This window comes from Bacillus silvicola, from assembly GCF_050524305.1.
GTDB lineage: Bacteria > Bacillota > Bacilli > Bacillales > Bacillaceae_G > Bacillus_A > Bacillus_A cereus_AT.
In genome coordinates this window covers 127952-145176 of sequence record NZ_JBNGVC010000017.1, presented here as the reverse complement: position 1 = coordinate 145176, position 17225 = coordinate 127952, and the positions used below count along the sequence as shown (strand labels likewise).

Genomic DNA, 17225 nt, shown 5'->3' with positions numbered 1-17225 from the left:
TTCAGAAGGTTAACCAAAGAGAATTTTATCAATATACCGCATGCATTTTTATATTTGTAGGGGTTTTATAACACTCACGGTTTAACCAAGTCTATAAATTGTTAACATATTCACTAAAAATAAGTTGACCTAGGAAGTTTTTTTTTTTGAAAAAAAATAATTTTATATCTTATCCTGATATTTATAGGTTTTGTATCAGTTTATTTTTTATTAGGTCCAAAATTAAAAGGAAATCTTAATAAAAATTGAAATTCAGAAAAAGTTATAATCATAGATCCAGGACACGGAGGAACGAATGAATTCACAACAATTCCAAACAGATATAGCCTCTGGAATTGTTAATGGTGTTATAGAATATTTTTAAAAATAGTAGTCTAGTTAAATTAGACTACTAAAAATAAAGTTCAGTATATAATTAAAGATTTCAATTTTACTGAATAAATTCATTCAGTAGAAAATATATAACTAAAGGTTACTAGAAAGGACATACTAGAATGTTTACAAAAGGACTAAAAACAACGGTGATTATATCAATAGTTGCTTGTATCACACTAGGCATTTTTATGTTTCAATTCTTCACATCACCTGCCAAAGGGGTAATGAACCAAGAAAATACTGTTCAACTGGCAAGTGAGCAAACAAAAGGAGAAATAAAAAAAACAGCACCCGATAAATATAATGGTCAGGTTCGGAAAGTAGCATATTTAACATTTGATGATGGACCAAGTCAATTTCAAAAAGAAATTTTAGATATTTTAAAGAGCAATAATATAAAAGGAACTTTCTTTATGATTGGTGGAAATATTCCAGCTCATAAAGAAAGCGTAAAACGCTTAGTAAATGAAGGGCACTATCCCGGTGTTCATAGTATGACACACAATTTTGGGAAACTGTATACGCAAGGAAAATTTGTTGAGGAAATGCAACAAGCGCAGAATATCATGAAAGAAGTAACTGGAATTCATCCAAATCTTGTTCGTTGTCCATATGGGAGTATGCCCGGACTTAAACAGGAGTTACGAGATAAAATGGTAAATGTCGGAATGAAGGAATGGGACTGGACAGTAGATTCATTGGATTATACGTTCCCGGGAAATCCAGATGCTGTGGTTCAAAAAACAATTTCTCAGGTTGGTAAAAATCGCGAAGTAATTTTAATGCATGAAAAATCACAAACAGTTCAGGCATTGCAAAAAATTATTGATAATCTTCGTAGTAAAGGTTATGAATTTGAAGTGTATGATGAAGCCTCTCATTTCCCATTAAATTTTTGGAAAGATGATCGCATCTAAGTAGGAGGAATTGCAGTTGATATATAGAAAACTATCCCTTATAACAGCCCTATCTGTAACCTTGTTGTCAGGCTGTTTAGGACAAAAACCAGAAGCAAATTTGTATGTAGCATTTGAAAATGCTGCAAAGCAAGAAAAGACAATGTATGAAGATACGAAAAAATTAGCAGAATTAGAAAAGCAAGGACAAGAGTTATATACTCAAATTACACTTGAAGGAAAAGAGAACAATCAAGTAGTGAAAGAAAAGTTAGATCAAGCTGTAACAAACATAAATGATCGTGAAAAAGTATTAGAGAAGGAAAAAGCTACCTTAGAAAATGCACAAAATGAAGTGAAGTCTGTTGATAACTATATAAAAAAATTAGAAGATAAGAAAGTACAAGAACAGGCTGAAAAAGTTCAAGATATGTATAAAAATCGTGCTAAATCTTTCAAGAAATTGCATGATGACTATAAAAACTCATTACAATTAGAACAAGAACTGTACAAAATGCTACAAGAAAAAGATGAAAAACTTAAATCAATTCATGAGAAAGTAAAAACGGTCAATCAGTCTTATGAACAAATTCATTCGGATCAAGATAAATTTAATACATACACGAATGAGTATAATCAAAACAAATTAGCTTTTTATAAACAAGCAAATATTAATATTAAAGAAGGCAAAAAATAAATTGATTGTAAAAAATGAATTGTATTTCTCGGGGGTAGTTTTTTACAGTCCGAATCTTAAAAGCCAAATTGTTCTTGATTATCAGGAACAATTTGGCTTTTTTATTCAGTAGTCATTTTAATTAGAGTTAGGATATGAAGTAGTAGAAGCAATAGATGAGAAGGAAGCATTGTCTTTATGTGAAGAAAACAAATTTCATATAGTTATTTTTGATATCATGTTTCCAGAACAGATGATTGGTCTTTTTATCGATGAATCCGTAAAATATCAAATGTTTCTATCATTACGTTGACGGCCGCTTTGATGAAGCTGATACGTTACTCAGATTTAAGTTAGGGGTTAGATAATTACGCAACAAAACCTTATATCCCCCATTCTTACTAGCCCGAACGAAACAACCATTCGACAATCTGATTGTTTAAAATGAATTATTTAATTATATGTTATCTAATACTGGTATTCATGTACACTTCCTATTACCTATAGCCATAATAGAAGGAGAAGGCATTAACTTGACTCATACGGAATTTGACATATTAATATAGGAAATGACACATCAAGGTATAGTCATTACGAGGGAGCAGTTAATTACAAAAATATAGGGCTATGAATTTATTGGTGATGATCGCATAGTAAATAGTCATATTTGTTAATTGTGAAATAAATGGGGAGATAAATCCAAGAGTGTTATAATCATTGTTCGAGCAGTTTGTATATTGGAGGATCAAGTATGAAAACAGGAATTGTATTAAAATTATTTATGTTAACTACACTACTATGTATGTTGATCTTGGCAACCATTTTTGTTGGACAAACAATATTCTTTAAACAATTTTATGCGAATAAAAAAGTGGATGATATCAAAACAAACATGAGATCTTTTGAAACAGATTATTTGAATAGTAACGGAAATTCACAAGCCATTCAAAAATTAGAACAAGATTTCTATCGAGAATATAATACATGGATTACAACATTAGATAGTAATGGGAATTTAAAGAATGTAAATGATTTTTATATAGAAGTAACATTAAATCAGGCTAAAAATAAAGAAAACCAATTTGCTAATTCTACAATTACCATACCGCTGTATAATTTCAAGGTTGAGGACAATCATGCTAGGGATATTTCAAATGAAAAATTCCCTTTAGGAGAAACAGTTACTTTACATGGTATAGAAAAAAATGCTGAATTTATTCCATATCTTTTATTCTTCAGAACGAAAACTCCTAATTTGGTAAATGTGTCAATAGATAAAAAAATAAATGAACTTATGGAAAAACTTAAATATAAATATAAACTTGAAAAAGAGGAATCTGAATATAGAAAAGAATATGAAGAAAAATCACCTAAAAAAATTCTGGAAGGAAAAATTACAAAGGTTCAACTTTTAGATGAGAAGGAACAATCGAATTTTATTTATACAAATAAATTGTTTATGGAAAAGATACAAGAGTTTCAGGCAGACTTATTGCTAAATGAAAAGAATACTAACTATGATTCATTACAAGAAATCGATTATGAGCAGAATGATATTAAATATAAGCTCATAATAAAACCGATAAAGGATAAAAGCGGTGCAATAACATACATCTTTTCAATGACTTCGTTGCAGCCAGTTGATGAAGCTGTACAAATGATAAAAGAGTATTATGTCTATATTATTATGTTTGTGTTGCTTCTTATTTTTATAGCTTCTTTTTACTATTCAAAAAAGATTGCAAGGCCCTTATTACAAATAAACAAGACAACCCAAAAAATTGCAAACTTAGATTTCTCGGAAAGGGTTCCAGTCATGTCAAAAGATGAAATTGGTGATTTATCTCAAAATATTAATTTACTTTCAAATACATTACATTCACATATTGAGCAGTTACAGCGAGACATCGAGAAAGAAAAACAATTGGAACATACAAGAAAAGAATTTATTTCAGGAGTATCGCATGAGTTAAAGACTCCCCTAAGTATTATGAAAAGTTGTATTTCTATTTTAAAAGATGGTGTTGCAAGTCATAAGAAAGAGTATTACTTTAAAGCAATGGAAAAAGAAGTAGATAAGATGGATGTGTTGATTGTGGATATGCTTGAGTTAGCAAAATTTGAATCTGGTACGTATAAAATGCAGATGGATGTTTTTTATATTGACCAAGCCATTCAGCATATTTGTGAACAATTATCTATGGAGATAACAAAAAAGCAATTACATGTTCACACACATCTTTCTGCAATTGAAGTCATTGCAAATTACCATCGTATAGAACAAGTACTCACAAACTTTATCACAAATGCTATTCGTTACACGCCAGAAAAAGAAAATATTATTATTTCTACAATAGATGAGCCAAGTCGCATAAAAGTTTGTATCGAAAATAAAGGTGCCCATATTGAAGAAGATCAATTAGATAAAATTTGGGATCGTTTTTACCGGGTTGATACAGCTCGTCAACGCTCACAAGGTGGAACAGGTCTTGGACTTTCCATTTCAAAAAATATTTTAGAACTTCATGGAGCTAAGTATGGGGTGCATAATACAGTTGATGGCGTGTTGTTTTATTTCTATTTACAGAAAAAAGTGTAGAACGGTGGTTCTACACTTTTTTCATTTATTTTGATGGTATCTTTACCTTTTCCTTAACATAAAGAGAATAGCTTCATTTGTGTCTAAATGTACAAAATTTTCGAAATAATCTGGTGAGTTCTGGTGCAAAAAGATGCTATTTTACTTAATACGTAGTTGTGCTTCAGCATCAAAGAAATGTACATGGTCCATGTTAAATACCAGTTGCGTTTGATAATCATTACGTGTATCTAAACGTACAATGAAGGATTGATGGCTCTGGTCCAAAAAACAAAGCCTCTTGCAAGTAATCTCCTAAACTAGGATATACTGATACTAGTACTTTAAAAAAGAACAGATTGATTTATGGTACCAGTCGGTCCAAAATCAAAAAGAATTCACCCATCAATTGTTTGAACTTGTAGCATAAGATACAAGTCCCTTAGGAATATATGCATTTTATTCTTTTTTGCACCAAAACGCTTACTACTTCCACGGTGTTTCTGTTTTATGCTCAATAACTTGTAATACGTTGGGCTCAATATCCTTTAACATTTCTTCCTTTGAACGGTTGCTTTTAGGAGTTTCTCCATTTTGTTCACCTTCAATTTGTACGTCAATCTGTGTGTTTGAAATCACATCAATCACTTGTTGTTTAGAAACATTTTTATCTGCCGCAATCTCTACAACAGTTTTACCTTTAGCTAATTCTTGTTTTAAATCTGTTGCGCTAATTTTTAATAAAGAAAATAGTTTTGCATCGTTTAAATAGAAATCAGCAGTATAATCAGGCTTCCCATTTGTAGAAAATAAACCTTCTACTTTAATACTTGGAGGTGTAGGTTCTCCTTGTAATACTGATTCAATTTCTTCAGAAGTTGGTGCTTTTATTGTTTTTTCTACCGAAACATTTTCAGTTGAGGCTTTTGTTGTTACTGAATCATTTTTTTCTTTTTGAGCTGCATAGGTACTACCAGCTCCTACTAATAATGCTGTTGAAATACCTAGTGTCGTTAATAATTTTGCATTAAATTTTGCCATATTATTTCCTCTTTTCCTTGTTTTAATATGTGTTACAAGTACAAATATAATTGAATCCTGTAAAGATGAGATGCAGATGATATAAAGCTGAAATGGATTTTTCGCCACAAATCGTATATCTAGTAGGGGTAAGGCAACATGCCCATCAACTTAAGAAAAGTAAACACCCCAAAAAGAAAAAATGAGCTGAATTCTCAAAATAACAAACTGTAGAGAAAGAGAATTTTCATTTAGGGGTTACTTCAAAACCTTAGCTTGGTGGACATGTATTTATCTTTAAAAATACTGTAAGTATAAGATTTTGTAGTCCTTAGCGTACAATTTTCCCAGTATGATATCGTGACCCTTATTATAAGGGTTCTTTTTTTGTATCAAAAATCTACAAATAAAAAAGATAAGATCGACGAGCACGATCTTATCTTTAACATAAGGGAAAAACAAAAGGCAAACACCATCTTAATATTTATAATATTATATTTTTTGTTAATTTTGAATATCAAAACCATAATTAACAAGTATATCTATATTGAGAAATTTATTACAAATTTAGTTGTAAATGTTTCAAATATCGAATGTAAACTTTTAGCCATTAGTTTTCATTCAAATCCTCATAAACATTAGGCTTAACCCAATTTTCCTAATATCCTCAAAATTAGGAAGAAAAGTATACATTTAAAATATGATAAAGTGAAACTTTAATCATTGGAGGTTTTATTCATCCCCCACTGTTTATTAGCCTTCACCAATCGGGCTTTTACGGGCAGTTAACCTCCCACCTAACTCCTTTGTTTTTACAAATAATACTCAAACATTTTTGCAAACTTTTCTTTCATTTTTTCCTTTATAGATAATGGATTGACGTCAGAGGATGTTACTCGCTTTGAATTTTGTAGGTCTACATTAATGAATGGCTTTATTTTTGAAATATAGACAGGGTCATGGATATAACAGTTCATTTCTTCATTTTTATAAAAGTATAGGTATTTATAATCATCATCGTATGTAATTTCAGGTGATTTAGAATTGCAAGAAGACATAATCAAGTCTTTCTTCATCATTTAAAGACTCTTTTAATACTCTACTTTGTTAGTTCAAGAAGAAATTGAGAACGTTGTTCTCCCTCATAACTTTTTGTAAACATCTGCGTAAGCTACTTTTAATTTCCCTCTGAGTTGCTCTTCTTTCTACTTTTTTATTTCTTATTAAATAATTTGATAATAACTCCATAAACTAAACTTACTTGTATCTCATAGGAGTGTATTATTCGTGAAAAAAATTTGGATATTCCTCATTTTTCTAATCATTTCTTTTTGTTCCACACCAATATCTATATATGCTTTTACAGATAGTCGTAAGGCGTATGAAAAAACAGGGAAGGTAATTTGGGAAGTAGATACAAAGGAAAAAATAGTTGCAATAACATTTGATGATGGACCTCATCCTGTTTTCACCCCTCAAATACTTGATATCTTAGCTAAATACAATGCGAAAGCAACCTTTTTCGTAGCAGGTAACAAAGTTAAAAGGTTTCCTGCTATTTTAAAAAGGCAAGTAAACGAAGGACACGAAATTGCTAATCATACTTATAATCATATTTATGATAAAAATATTACCGCCGCTAAATTAAATGCAGAATTAGATCAAACGGATAAAATTATCAAGCAAATCACTGGCTATAAACCAACGCTCTATCGTCCAGTTGGAGGCCTTCACAATGATTTAATTATTAATACAGCTATACAGAATGGGAAACTTGTTATTCTATGGTCATGGCATCAGGATCCTCAGGATTGGAGAAATCCAGCAGCTAGCAAAATTTCTAAATATATAACAAAAGGTATTAAACCCGGCAATATCATTCTACTCCATGATTGGAATGGGAGCGAATTTTCTCAGACATCTCAGACAGTTGAAGCATTAGAAAGTATCATGAGATATTTATACAGAAACGATTATGAATGTGTAACAGTATCTGAAATGCTCTATCGTTCCATAAAAATAATTCCCTCCCCCTTTGATTCTTTTTATCCATGCATATTTAAAGTTAGCGATTAACTCCACCGCCAAGTTGTTGTTCAGCCATTGCTACTAGACGTTTTGTGATTTCACCACCAACAGAACCGTTTGAACGAGCTGTTGCGTCTGCACCAAGTTGTACGCCAAACGCTTGTGCGATTTCATATTTCATTTGATCGATTGCCCTCTCAGCGCCGTGAACTAATAATTCGTTACGACTTCCGCTATTATTGTTTGCCATATTGTATCACCTCCTATGTTTTTAATATGTTACGAATCATGGAAAAATAGTAATTCCTTTTTATAGAAAAAGTTTTGGTTATGTATAAATAATGATTTTTTTCTCAAAATAGGGCTAGAAGGCATAAGAAAGAACAGGTACTATATAATACTTTCATAATAATGTTATGTTTAATTCCTAATTTTCTTTTGGCCTCTTTTTGATAACCCCAAATGATTGTTTTATTACCAAGAGATAAATAAAAAGTATATTTTGAGAAAATGTTAAAAGAGGAGACATGTGATTATGAAAGCTGTAACCTATCAAGGGCCAAATCAAGTACAGGTTAAACAAGTTGACGATGCAAGATTAGAAAAAAAAGATGATATTATTGTAAAGATTACTTCAACCGCTATTTGCGGTTCCGATTTACATTTATATCAAGGTAATATGCCCTTACCTCAAGGTTAAATTATTGGTCATGAACCAATGGGAATTGTTGAAGAAGTAGGTCCTGATGTCACTAAAGTAAAGAAAGGAGATCGTGTTGTTATCCCCTTTAATGTTTCATGCGGGCAAGCTGAGTATTTAAAAGTACCTTTTGGAAATTTCACTCCATTTGTTATACCGGAATCTTGCGAACTTGAGGATGAGTCCCTCCTTTTTTTATCTGATGTTTTACCGACCGCCTATTGGAGTGTAATAAATGCAGGTGTAAAGTCAGGGGATACTGTTATCGTACTTGGTTGTGGGCCTGTTGGATTGATGACCCAAAAATTTGCTTGGATGAAAGGTGCTAAACGCGTAATTGCGGTTGATTACTTAGATTATCGAATCAATTATGCAAAAAAGATTAACAATGTTGAGGTATTTGAGTTTACAAAATATCCCGATATGGGGGAACATTTAAAAGAAATTACACATGGAGGAGCGGATGTGGTCATTGATTGTGTAGGCATGGATGGAAAGAAATCACCTTTGGAGTTTCTTGAACAAAAATTAAAATTACAAGGTGGAACCCTCGGTCCTATTCAAATTGCTACAAAAGCCGTACGAAAATATGGAACTGTCCAAATGACAGGTGTTTATGGTGGTAACTATAATGCTTTTCCACTAGGTGCATTTTGGGTTAGGAATATTAATCTTAGAATGGGCCAAGCACCTGTTATTCATTTTATGCCTGAACTGTTTGAAAAAATAACAAAGAATGAGTTTAATCCAAGGGAGATTATTACACACAAAATTCCGCTTGAAGAAGCGAGCTATGGTTATCAAATTTTTAATAACCGAGAAGATAATTGTATAAAAGTTATTCTAAAACCTTAATACTAAGGTTCTTTCTAATCAGTTATTTTTAATGCTAAAGATAAGATTAAATTCCAAAATCTTATCTTTTTTAATTTGAAAAACAAACTAGAAAATTAAAAAATAAAGCTGAACAGGAGTAATTAAACTGTTCAGCTTTATCCATTACAATTTATTTTACATCTTACTATTTCTTAAATTATTGTAACGGCTGATTTACAGGCTGATAAATACTCGCTATAGCTTTTATTTCAGAATCTGGTGCTGGAGATAACGGATAGCAGCCTTGTTATAATTGGTGTTTTAATAGGATATGTAACACATGTTTTTATTCAAGAAGACATAAGTAAATCTAACCATGATCAAGTAAATACTTTCCAAGATGGGATAAACTCAAATTAAAGACAACCCTCATTAATTGAAGGTGTGAATCTAGGATACGGTACTACTAAAGAATATAATGAAAACGAAATGGAATCTAAACACCAAGGAAGTAATTAATAAAATATAACTTCTTAAAATAAGTCAACAGCCGGTTCCCTAACATACAAGGAACCGGTTAATTTATATACATGACTACTTTCCAGAATGCACCATCAATGATGGGGATTAAGAGAGTTGAGGTATAAAATCACAAAGCAATTTATTTGCAAATAATTAACCATTATAAATACACAGGATAAATCATAAATAAGGGTTCTGGTGCGAAAATGTCAAAACACCACAATCCATTGTTATTCAAAATAAAGCCTATTAATAAACTGTTTTAAAATTTGTGATGGATGCTTGTCCTTACCAAGTACCCATCCATACGAAAGTGGGGGAAGGTTGGGGACTACAAGTTCAATAGAGATAATTTCTTTTTGGGCATCTACTAGGTTATTTGCGAAAGAGTAATCTACGCCAATCGTAATGGCTAACTCTTGATGTACCGCATTTTGTATAGCCTGTGTATTATTTGAAATAAAAAGAATGTTCGCTTTTCCATACTTAGAAAGTAAGTCATTAATACTATCCCGAATATATTCATCATCATATAGGACTAAAGTCTGGTTCACCAATTGTTCTGGTGTAATTGTTTTTTCTAATGCAAGTGGTGAATTCTTATTTACACCAATAACAATCTTTATATCTAATAATTTTTCAAATGAAAAACAGGTATACTTTTCCCTCAACTTTTCTGATAATGCGATAAATCCAATATCAATCTTACCTTGTTGAAGATCATCTAAGATTTCTTTATTTCCCTTTTCATAAATTTTTATGTTTACGTACGGATGATCCTTTTTAAACTTCGCCACGAGATTTATTAAGACATGCATAGGCCCTGGTATCGTTGCAATTTTTAATTCCCCACTTAATGTATTGTTATAAATTTGCGCTTCTTCCTTTAATTCCTTCACTTGTAGCAAAATATCGTTTGCTTTCCGAATAATCGTCTTTCCTTCTGCAGTTGGAACCGCACCTAAACCACGTGAACGAGTAAAAAGCATCACTCCAAGCTCTGTTTCAAGGAGAGAAATAGATTGACTTATTGCAGATAAAGTAACATGAGATTTTTGAGCTGCTTTCGTGAAAGATCCGTTTTTTGCTACTTCAACGATGTATTCCATTTGTTCAAGATTCATTGTGGTATCTCCTTATTAAGTATTACTTAATTATTAGTAAATATATATAAATTTTAATAAATTTAAAATAAAGTTACAATACAGTTAATTATTATTTTTTAAAATAGTAACTTTCGTCGTAAAATTCTAATTTTGTTATTTGAAAAACAAAGGAGTGGAATAACGATGAGTATGAGAAGAGTCGCTGTTATTACAGGTGGAGCAAGTGGAATAGGAAGAGAAGCAGCTTTAAAATTTGCTGAAAAAGGTGATCAAGTTGTAGTTGCTGACTTTAATGAGGAGCTAGGATATGAAACGGTTGCATCCATTCAAGAAAATGGTGGTGAGGCAATCTTCGTTAAAACAGACGTCTCGAAATACGAAGATGTTGAGGCATTAGTAGAAACGACCATTCATGTCTTTGGAAGAATTGATGTTATGTTTAATAATGCTGGCATCGGATGCCCGACTCCTGTTTTAGATCAAGACTTGCGTGAGTATCATCGTATTATTAATGTCAACCAGCACGGCGTTACACACGGTATTATTGCTGCGGGTAAAAAAATGCGGGAATTAGGAATTAAAGGGGTGATTATCAATACTGCCTCTGTTTTTGGTATTCTAGCCTCTTCAGGTACTTTTGCTTATCATGCTACAAAAGGTGCTGTTATTATGATGACGAAATCAGCCGCGTTAGAGTTAGCTAAATATGGCATACGTGTAATAGCGATTGCACCCGGTATTGTTGATACACCAATTATTCAGGGGTATAAGGATCTAGGTCAAATCGAGGCCATGAAAGCAAAGATAATGGGTAATAACCTAACACACCCTCAACAAATAGCGGATTCTGTTTACTTACTTTCATTAGAAGAAGCAAGCGCAGTAAATGGTAGTGTTGTTATGGTTGATCAGGGATATGCATCTTTTAAATAAACATGAGCCATAAAACTTAAAACAGTTTTTTGTTTACTCTTTTTGTAATAACAAAATAATTCTATAGCTGATTATAAATCTAGTGACTGTAGGCATATGATACGTGTGAAATAGTAACGAGAGTCGGTTGGCCTATGGGTCTCACTAATTAATAATAGACTTTAAAAACTATTATGGATGCCATCGTTCATCACGGACCAGAGGTAGGGGGCTTTTGTTTCGCGATGAACGTGCTACATTTAGTCATTGCCGACTCGGCTGCATGAATTCGGGGGATGGTCTCCAATCGATGCTATATAAAGATGGAGTGCTACAATAGCTCTAATATTTAATGATGAAATCTATAATTATCAAGAAATTAAACTTCTTTAATTTAGGTTACTGTATATACACAACTGTAGTATCAATGATCATATTTAAGTACAAATAAATTACTTATAGATTCATGAAGAAGGCTCTGTTGCAAAGGATAAAAATAGGTAAGCGCGTATGGCTGCATATAATACGGCCATCGGAAATCGATGTTATTCATTGTACGTCAAAAGACAAAGTTTATTTGAAATTTGCGTCTCTGCTTATATAAGATTGGAGGCTGTATAGAGATTTGTCTGTTGATTAAAAGTAAGCGCTTAGAATTAATTGATAAGTTGATTCGGGATATAGAGGATATTATATGGACGGCTATAAGCATTGATTCATAGGGTTACAGAAAAAGGAGAGTGTTACACGTGGAAATAAAGGAAATACCGCAACTTAAAACAGATGGGGATTTTGGGGATTTACCACTATTTAATAAAGAGAAACCACTTCAATCTATATTGAAAATTAGCAATCAAATGGGTGAAATTTTTAATATCAAAACACCTACTCGAGATACTCACTATGTATCTAGTCAGCGATTAGTTAAAGAAGTATGTGATGAATCTCGATTTGATAAGAATCTAAGCCAGTCGCTTAAAAATGTACGAAGGTTTACTGGTGATGGTCTTTTTACAAGTTGGTCACACGAAAAAAATTGGAAAAAAGCTCATAATATATTATTGCCAAGTTTTAGTCAACAAGCAATGAAGGGATATCATGCGATGATGGTAGATATTGCTGTGCAGTTGATTCAAAAATGGGAACGTTTAAATGCAGATGAGCATATTGATGTGCCAGAAGATATGACACGGCTGACACTTGATACAATTGGACTGTGTGGTTTTAATTACCGATTTAACAGTTTTTATCGTGAGCAGCCTCATCCATTTATAATGAGTATGGTGCGTTCGCTAGAAGATTCAATGAATCGATTACAGCGTACGAATCCAAATGATCCATCATACGAAAAGGAAAACCTTCAACTTCAAGAAGATATTCAGTTCATGAATGAATTAGTGGATAAAATTATCGAGGATCGGAGAATAAGTGGTGAGAAAGGGAACGATCTACTTACTCATATGTTAAATGGGAAAGACCAGGAAACAGGAAAATCGTTAGATGATGAAAATATCCGCTATCAAATTATTACATTTTTAATTGCAGGTCATGAAACGACGAGTGGTCTATTGGCGTTTGCGCTTTATTTCCTAGTGAAAAATAGACACATTTTACATAAGGCGGAAGAAGAGGCAACCCGTGTATTGGTTGATCCTGTTCCAACCTATAGACAAGTAAAACAGTTGAAATATATTAGTATGGTATTAAATGAAACGCTTCGTTTATGGCCTACAGCGCCTGCTTTTTCTTTATATTCTAAAGAAGACACTATTCTTGGAGGGGAATATCCGTTAAAGCAAGGGGATGAGGTTACAGTGCTTATTCCTCAGCTTCATCGGGATAAGACAATTTGGGGGCAAGATATAGAAGAGTTCCGACCAGAAAGATTTGAAAGTATGAGTACGATTCCAGAGCATGCGTTCAAGCCTTTTGGAAACGGACAACGTGCATGTATAGGGCAGCAGTTTGCACTTCATGAAGCGGCCCTTGTACTTGGAATGATTTTAAAGCATTTTAACTTTTATGATCATACAGATTATGAGTTAAATATTAAAGAAACTTTAACACTAAAGCCGGAAGGGTTTACGGTAAAAGCAGTATCGAAAAGAATTCCTCTTGGTAGTATCCCTGCTCCTTCCAGTGAGCAGTCAGAAAAAAATGTTAGTAAAGTAATTAATAATGATCATAAAACGCCATTACTTGCACTGTATGGATCTAATATGGGAACAGCAGAAGGGATAGCACGTGATTTAGTAGATATTGCTCTTTCTAAAGGATTTGCAGCACAAGCTGCTCCATTAGATTCTTATGCGGGGTGTCTACCAAAAGAAGGAGCTGTATTGATAATTTGTGCTTCTTACAACGGTAATCCTCCTGATAATGCGAAAAAGTTTGTAGAGTGGTTGGAGAACGCATCTAATCATGAATTGGAAGGTGTTCAGTATGCAGTATTTGGTTGTGGTGATAAGAACTGGAACACAACATATCAAAAAGTACCTTCTTTGATTGATGAACTACTGGCTAAAAAAGGAGCTGTGGGTTTAACAGGACGTGGAGAAGGAGATGCAAGTGATGATTATGGTGAAGTTTATGAAGAGTGGCGTGAACAATTATGGAACGATATAGCCGATCACTTTAGACTTGACATAGAAGAAAGTGAAACAAGTGACTATACTCTTTCTATTAAATTTGTAGGCAGTGAAGCGGAAACGACTTTAGCAAAAATGCACCCTACTTTTACAACGAAAATTATTAAGAATGAAGAATTGCAACAACCATGTAGCTTAAGAAGTACAAGGCATCTTGAACTTTCTTTACCGAATAATGTAACTTACAAAGAAGGGGATCATTTAGGAGTGATTCCGAGAAACTATCCAGAACTAGTAAATCGTGTACTATCCCGTTTTCAATTAAATGGAGCTGATTATATTCATTTAACTGGTGATAATGCAAATTTAGCACACCTTCCTTTAAATCGCACAATTTTAATAAAGGAGTTACTGCAATTTGTAGAACTTCAAGAGCCAGTCACAAGAAATCAATTACGTGCAATGATAGCAAAAACGGTTTGCCCGCCACATAAAATGGAGCTAGAAGCACTATTAGAAAAACAGGTATATAAAGAGCAAGTTTTATCCCGACGATTAACTATGCTTGAATTATTAGAGAGATACCCAGCATGTGAAATGGAATTTAGTAATTTTATAGAATTACTTCCTGCATTGCGTCCACGATATTATTCGATTTCTTCTTCGCCAAGAGTTACTGAGAAAAAAGTAAGTATTACAGTTAGTGTGGTTGCAGACAATGCATGGAGTGGGAATGGAACATACAAAGGTATTGCTTCTACCTATTTAGCCCAGCTTAAAAAAGGTGATTCGATTACATGTTTTATTTCAAATTCACAGTCTGGCTTCGAACTTCCGAAAAGTCCTAAAACACCGATTATTATGGTGGGGCCAGGAACGGGAATTGCACCGTTTAGAGGTTTTCTGCAAGCTCGAAAATCAATGAAAATTAATGGTGAATCATTAGGTGAAGCGCATCTCTACTTTGGATGTCGTTCACCTAAAGAGGATTATCTATATCAAGAAGAACTTGAGCAAACACAGAAAGAAGGAATCGTGGCTCTTCACACAGCTTTCTCTCGAATGAACAATCAGCAGAAGATATACGTTCAACACCTAATAAAACAAGACGCTGAAAAGGTGATTAATTTACTTAATCAAGGTGCACACATCTATATATGCGGGGATGGAAGAAAGATGGCGCCTGATGTAGAAAATACGCTTATAAAAGGTTATTCTGATATTTACAATGTGAGTGAACCAGAAGCACGTGCATGGCTACAAAAATTAGAAGAAAAGCAGTATTATGTTAAAGATGTTTGGGTGGGATAATTAGGAGTTTTTTATTTTTAGATGATTAATTGTTAGGAACCTGTCAGTCAGAAATTGAATTCAACTCGGAAAATCTAATTGTAATTTAAAAAGCCTTACTACATTTCAAATGTAGTAAGGCTCTTCTTTTAGGCTCTGGTGCAAAGATAAACTAAAAGAGAATATAGCACATATATTTCTAGCGGAATTGTATTTTATGCTGTTAGCCCGAATAATTGATGGATAAATTTTTTCTGTTTTTGAACAGACTGATCCTGTAAATCAATCTGTTCTTTTTTAATCATATGCATGGCTTCTACTCCTGCAAGAATGGATGTAGCTGTGCTAAAAGACTTGAACCCTAACATAGAACGCACACGTTTTTTAATAAAACGATGATCTTGTTCCACTATATTATTGAGATATTTAACTTGTCTTAGCTTTATGCCTTCGAGCATATGTTTTTCCTCTTTTAGCGCTTGATTTGCTTTTCCATGCTGATCACATCCTTTTTTTAGAGTACTAGTATCAGTATGTCCAAGTTTTATAGATTTCTTGCACCAGAACCGGCTTGAGTTAATATGATTATCTGTATTGGTTAAGCAAAATGAACAGACTAATTAGTACTAGTATCTAAGATTTATTTAGGGCTAGCACCACATCGTGATCAAACTAACAAGACAAAATACCCCCAAAAACGAAAAAATAAGTTAAATTCCCATAGATAACTATCTTATAATTAATCATATAATTATTATATAATATAATGATATAAGGATATCGTGTTTAAAGGGGGGATTCAAATTGGTTAAAAACTTACCTTTACTAATAGTTATTTTAATACTTGGTGTAAGTTCTTCTACATTAAGTATGAATGGATACTTTTCTCCAGTTATAGAATGGTCTTTAATGATTATAAGTATTATTTTAAACATTACTGCAGTGATAGGTTTATCACTACACGTTCTTGTATACCAACCTATGAAAAGATTTGAAACAAATTTAAAAGAGACCTTCAAATAAAATAATTATATTTGTGGTAACACCACATCGCTATCGAGCTAAAAAAATGTATCCATAAAAAGAAAAATACGCTATTCTTTCTGTAGAATCATAGGAAAGGATGGCGTTTTTTTAGTTATATGGATATAAATTTATTTTAATTTGATGAGGGTGTGTTGTGCTCCGCTACTTAATAATCTGGAGGAAAGATATAAGTAATTGTAGATTTTAAAAAAAGTTTAGCTGGAAACTTATTTCTTTTATTTTTGAACAAATTTTATTTATTCTTATGTTTTACTACAATGATTCCCAAGATTATAGGTTTATAATGGTAAATATAGAAAAATGATGTATACGGAAAGGTGGATGGGGTTATGTTTATAGTTCTATTAAAATATGTGAAACCATTAAGTGAAGTCGAAGATTTTCTGGAAGAACATGTAGATTTCTTAGATAAACATTACAAAGGAGGCGACTTCATTTTCTCCGGAAGACGTGATCCTAGAATTGGTGGAGTTATTTTAGTTAATTCGGATGATGAGGTTACTGTTCAAAAAATGTTAACAGAAGACCCTTTTTATAAAAATCAAGTTGCTGAATATGAATTAATTAAATTTACGCCAACTAAGTATGCAGATAAGTTCTCACCATTTGTTAATAGCTAATTTAATTAATTTAGATTTGAGAATAAGACAGCCTGAAAAATGATTAAACTT

General features: G+C 32.6%; 10 protein-coding genes and 6 pseudogenes. 11 read left to right on the top strand and 5 right to left on the bottom strand.

Annotated features, from left to right (window positions below; translation table 11 throughout):
- Positions 1–494 precede the first annotated feature (494 nt).
- From ACP6L7_RS32145 to ACP6L7_RS32130, 4 genes and pseudogenes are all read left to right on the top strand, one after another.
- Entirely contained in the window at positions 495–1292 is a 798-nt protein-coding gene (locus ACP6L7_RS32145) for a peptidoglycan-N-acetylglucosamine deacetylase (protein WP_097833242.1), read from the top strand.
- A 16-nt stretch (positions 1293–1308) separates the two neighbouring features.
- The gene (locus tag ACP6L7_RS32140) at positions 1309–1968 is read left to right on the top strand and encodes a YkyA family protein (protein ID WP_142339142.1); all 660 of its coding nucleotides are present in this window, start codon (positions 1309–1311) and stop codon (positions 1966–1968) included.
- A 730-nt stretch (positions 1969–2698) separates the two neighbouring features.
- Positions 2699–4546, top strand: coding sequence for a sensor histidine kinase (locus tag ACP6L7_RS32135; RefSeq protein WP_430529687.1), 1848 nt, complete (start codon positions 2699–2701; stop codon positions 4544–4546).
- Between the two features lie 325 nt (positions 4547–4871).
- A pseudogene (locus tag ACP6L7_RS32130) lies at positions 4872–4955 on the top strand (IS6 family transposase); the annotation flags it as partial.
- A 56-nt stretch (positions 4956–5011) separates the two neighbouring features.
- On the opposite strand, the pseudogene ACP6L7_RS32125 reads toward ACP6L7_RS32130, so the two are convergent.
- Together ACP6L7_RS32125 and ACP6L7_RS32120 are read right to left on the bottom strand one after the other, a co-directional pair.
- Positions 5012–5356 (bottom strand): annotated as a pseudogene (locus tag ACP6L7_RS32125) (hypothetical protein); the annotation flags it as partial.
- Between the two features lie 1001 nt (positions 5357–6357).
- A pseudogene (locus ACP6L7_RS32120) lies at positions 6358–6540 on the bottom strand (cardiolipin synthase); the annotation flags it as partial.
- A 292-nt stretch (positions 6541–6832) separates the two neighbouring features.
- On the opposite strand from ACP6L7_RS32120, the gene ACP6L7_RS32115 reads away from it, so the two are divergent.
- The gene (locus ACP6L7_RS32115) at positions 6833–7621 is read left to right on the top strand and encodes a polysaccharide deacetylase family protein (RefSeq protein ID WP_430529686.1); all 789 of its coding nucleotides are present in this window, start codon (positions 6833–6835) and stop codon (positions 7619–7621) included.
- Here the strand turns inward: ACP6L7_RS32115 and ACP6L7_RS32110 are convergent.
- A complete protein-coding gene (locus tag ACP6L7_RS32110; protein ID WP_098519864.1) occupies positions 7611–7823 on the bottom strand; it encodes an alpha/beta-type small acid-soluble spore protein in 213 nt (70 codons plus the stop codon). The two genes, ACP6L7_RS32115 and ACP6L7_RS32110, sit on opposite strands and share 11 nt — an antisense overlap.
- Before the next feature lie 285 nt (positions 7824–8108).
- On the opposite strand from ACP6L7_RS32110, the pseudogene ACP6L7_RS32105 reads away from it, so the two are divergent.
- Together ACP6L7_RS32105 and ACP6L7_RS32100 are read left to right on the top strand one after the other, a co-directional pair.
- Positions 8109–9128: pseudogene (locus ACP6L7_RS32105) on the top strand (alcohol dehydrogenase catalytic domain-containing protein).
- A gap of 237 nt (positions 9129–9365) precedes the next feature.
- Positions 9366–9608, top strand: a pseudogene (locus ACP6L7_RS32100) (hypothetical protein).
- 233 nt (positions 9609–9841) lie between these two features.
- Here ACP6L7_RS32100 and ACP6L7_RS32095 read toward each other — a convergent pair.
- Positions 9842–10735: a LysR family transcriptional regulator gene (locus ACP6L7_RS32095; protein ID WP_097830357.1), complete on the bottom strand. Its 894-nt coding sequence runs from the start codon at positions 10733–10735 to the stop codon at positions 9842–9844.
- Between the two features lie 165 nt (positions 10736–10900).
- Here ACP6L7_RS32095 and ACP6L7_RS32090 point away from each other — a divergent pair, with 165 nt between their 5' ends.
- Together ACP6L7_RS32090 and ACP6L7_RS32085 are read left to right on the top strand one after the other, a co-directional pair.
- Positions 10901–11650: an SDR family NAD(P)-dependent oxidoreductase gene (locus ACP6L7_RS32090; protein ID WP_097830356.1), complete on the top strand. Its 750-nt coding sequence runs from the start codon at positions 10901–10903 to the stop codon at positions 11648–11650.
- Between the two features lie 728 nt (positions 11651–12378).
- Complete coding sequence (locus tag ACP6L7_RS32085; protein ID WP_098519862.1) at positions 12379–15528, top strand: bifunctional cytochrome P450/NADPH--P450 reductase; 3150 nt, start codon at positions 12379–12381, stop codon at positions 15526–15528.
- 194 nt (positions 15529–15722) lie between these two features.
- Here the strand turns inward: ACP6L7_RS32085 and ACP6L7_RS32080 are convergent.
- Positions 15723–16115: pseudogene (locus ACP6L7_RS32080) on the bottom strand (DDE-type integrase/transposase/recombinase); the annotation flags it as partial.
- 196 nt (positions 16116–16311) lie between these two features.
- Between ACP6L7_RS32080 and ACP6L7_RS32075 the strand changes: the two are divergent.
- Positions 16312–16530: a hypothetical protein gene (locus tag ACP6L7_RS32075; protein ID WP_002090568.1), complete on the top strand. Its 219-nt coding sequence runs from the start codon at positions 16312–16314 to the stop codon at positions 16528–16530.
- A gap of 353 nt (positions 16531–16883) precedes the next feature.
- Positions 16884–17174: a YciI family protein gene (locus ACP6L7_RS32070; protein WP_098791792.1), complete on the top strand. Its 291-nt coding sequence runs from the start codon at positions 16884–16886 to the stop codon at positions 17172–17174.
- The last annotated feature ends 51 nt before the right edge of the window (positions 17175–17225 follow it).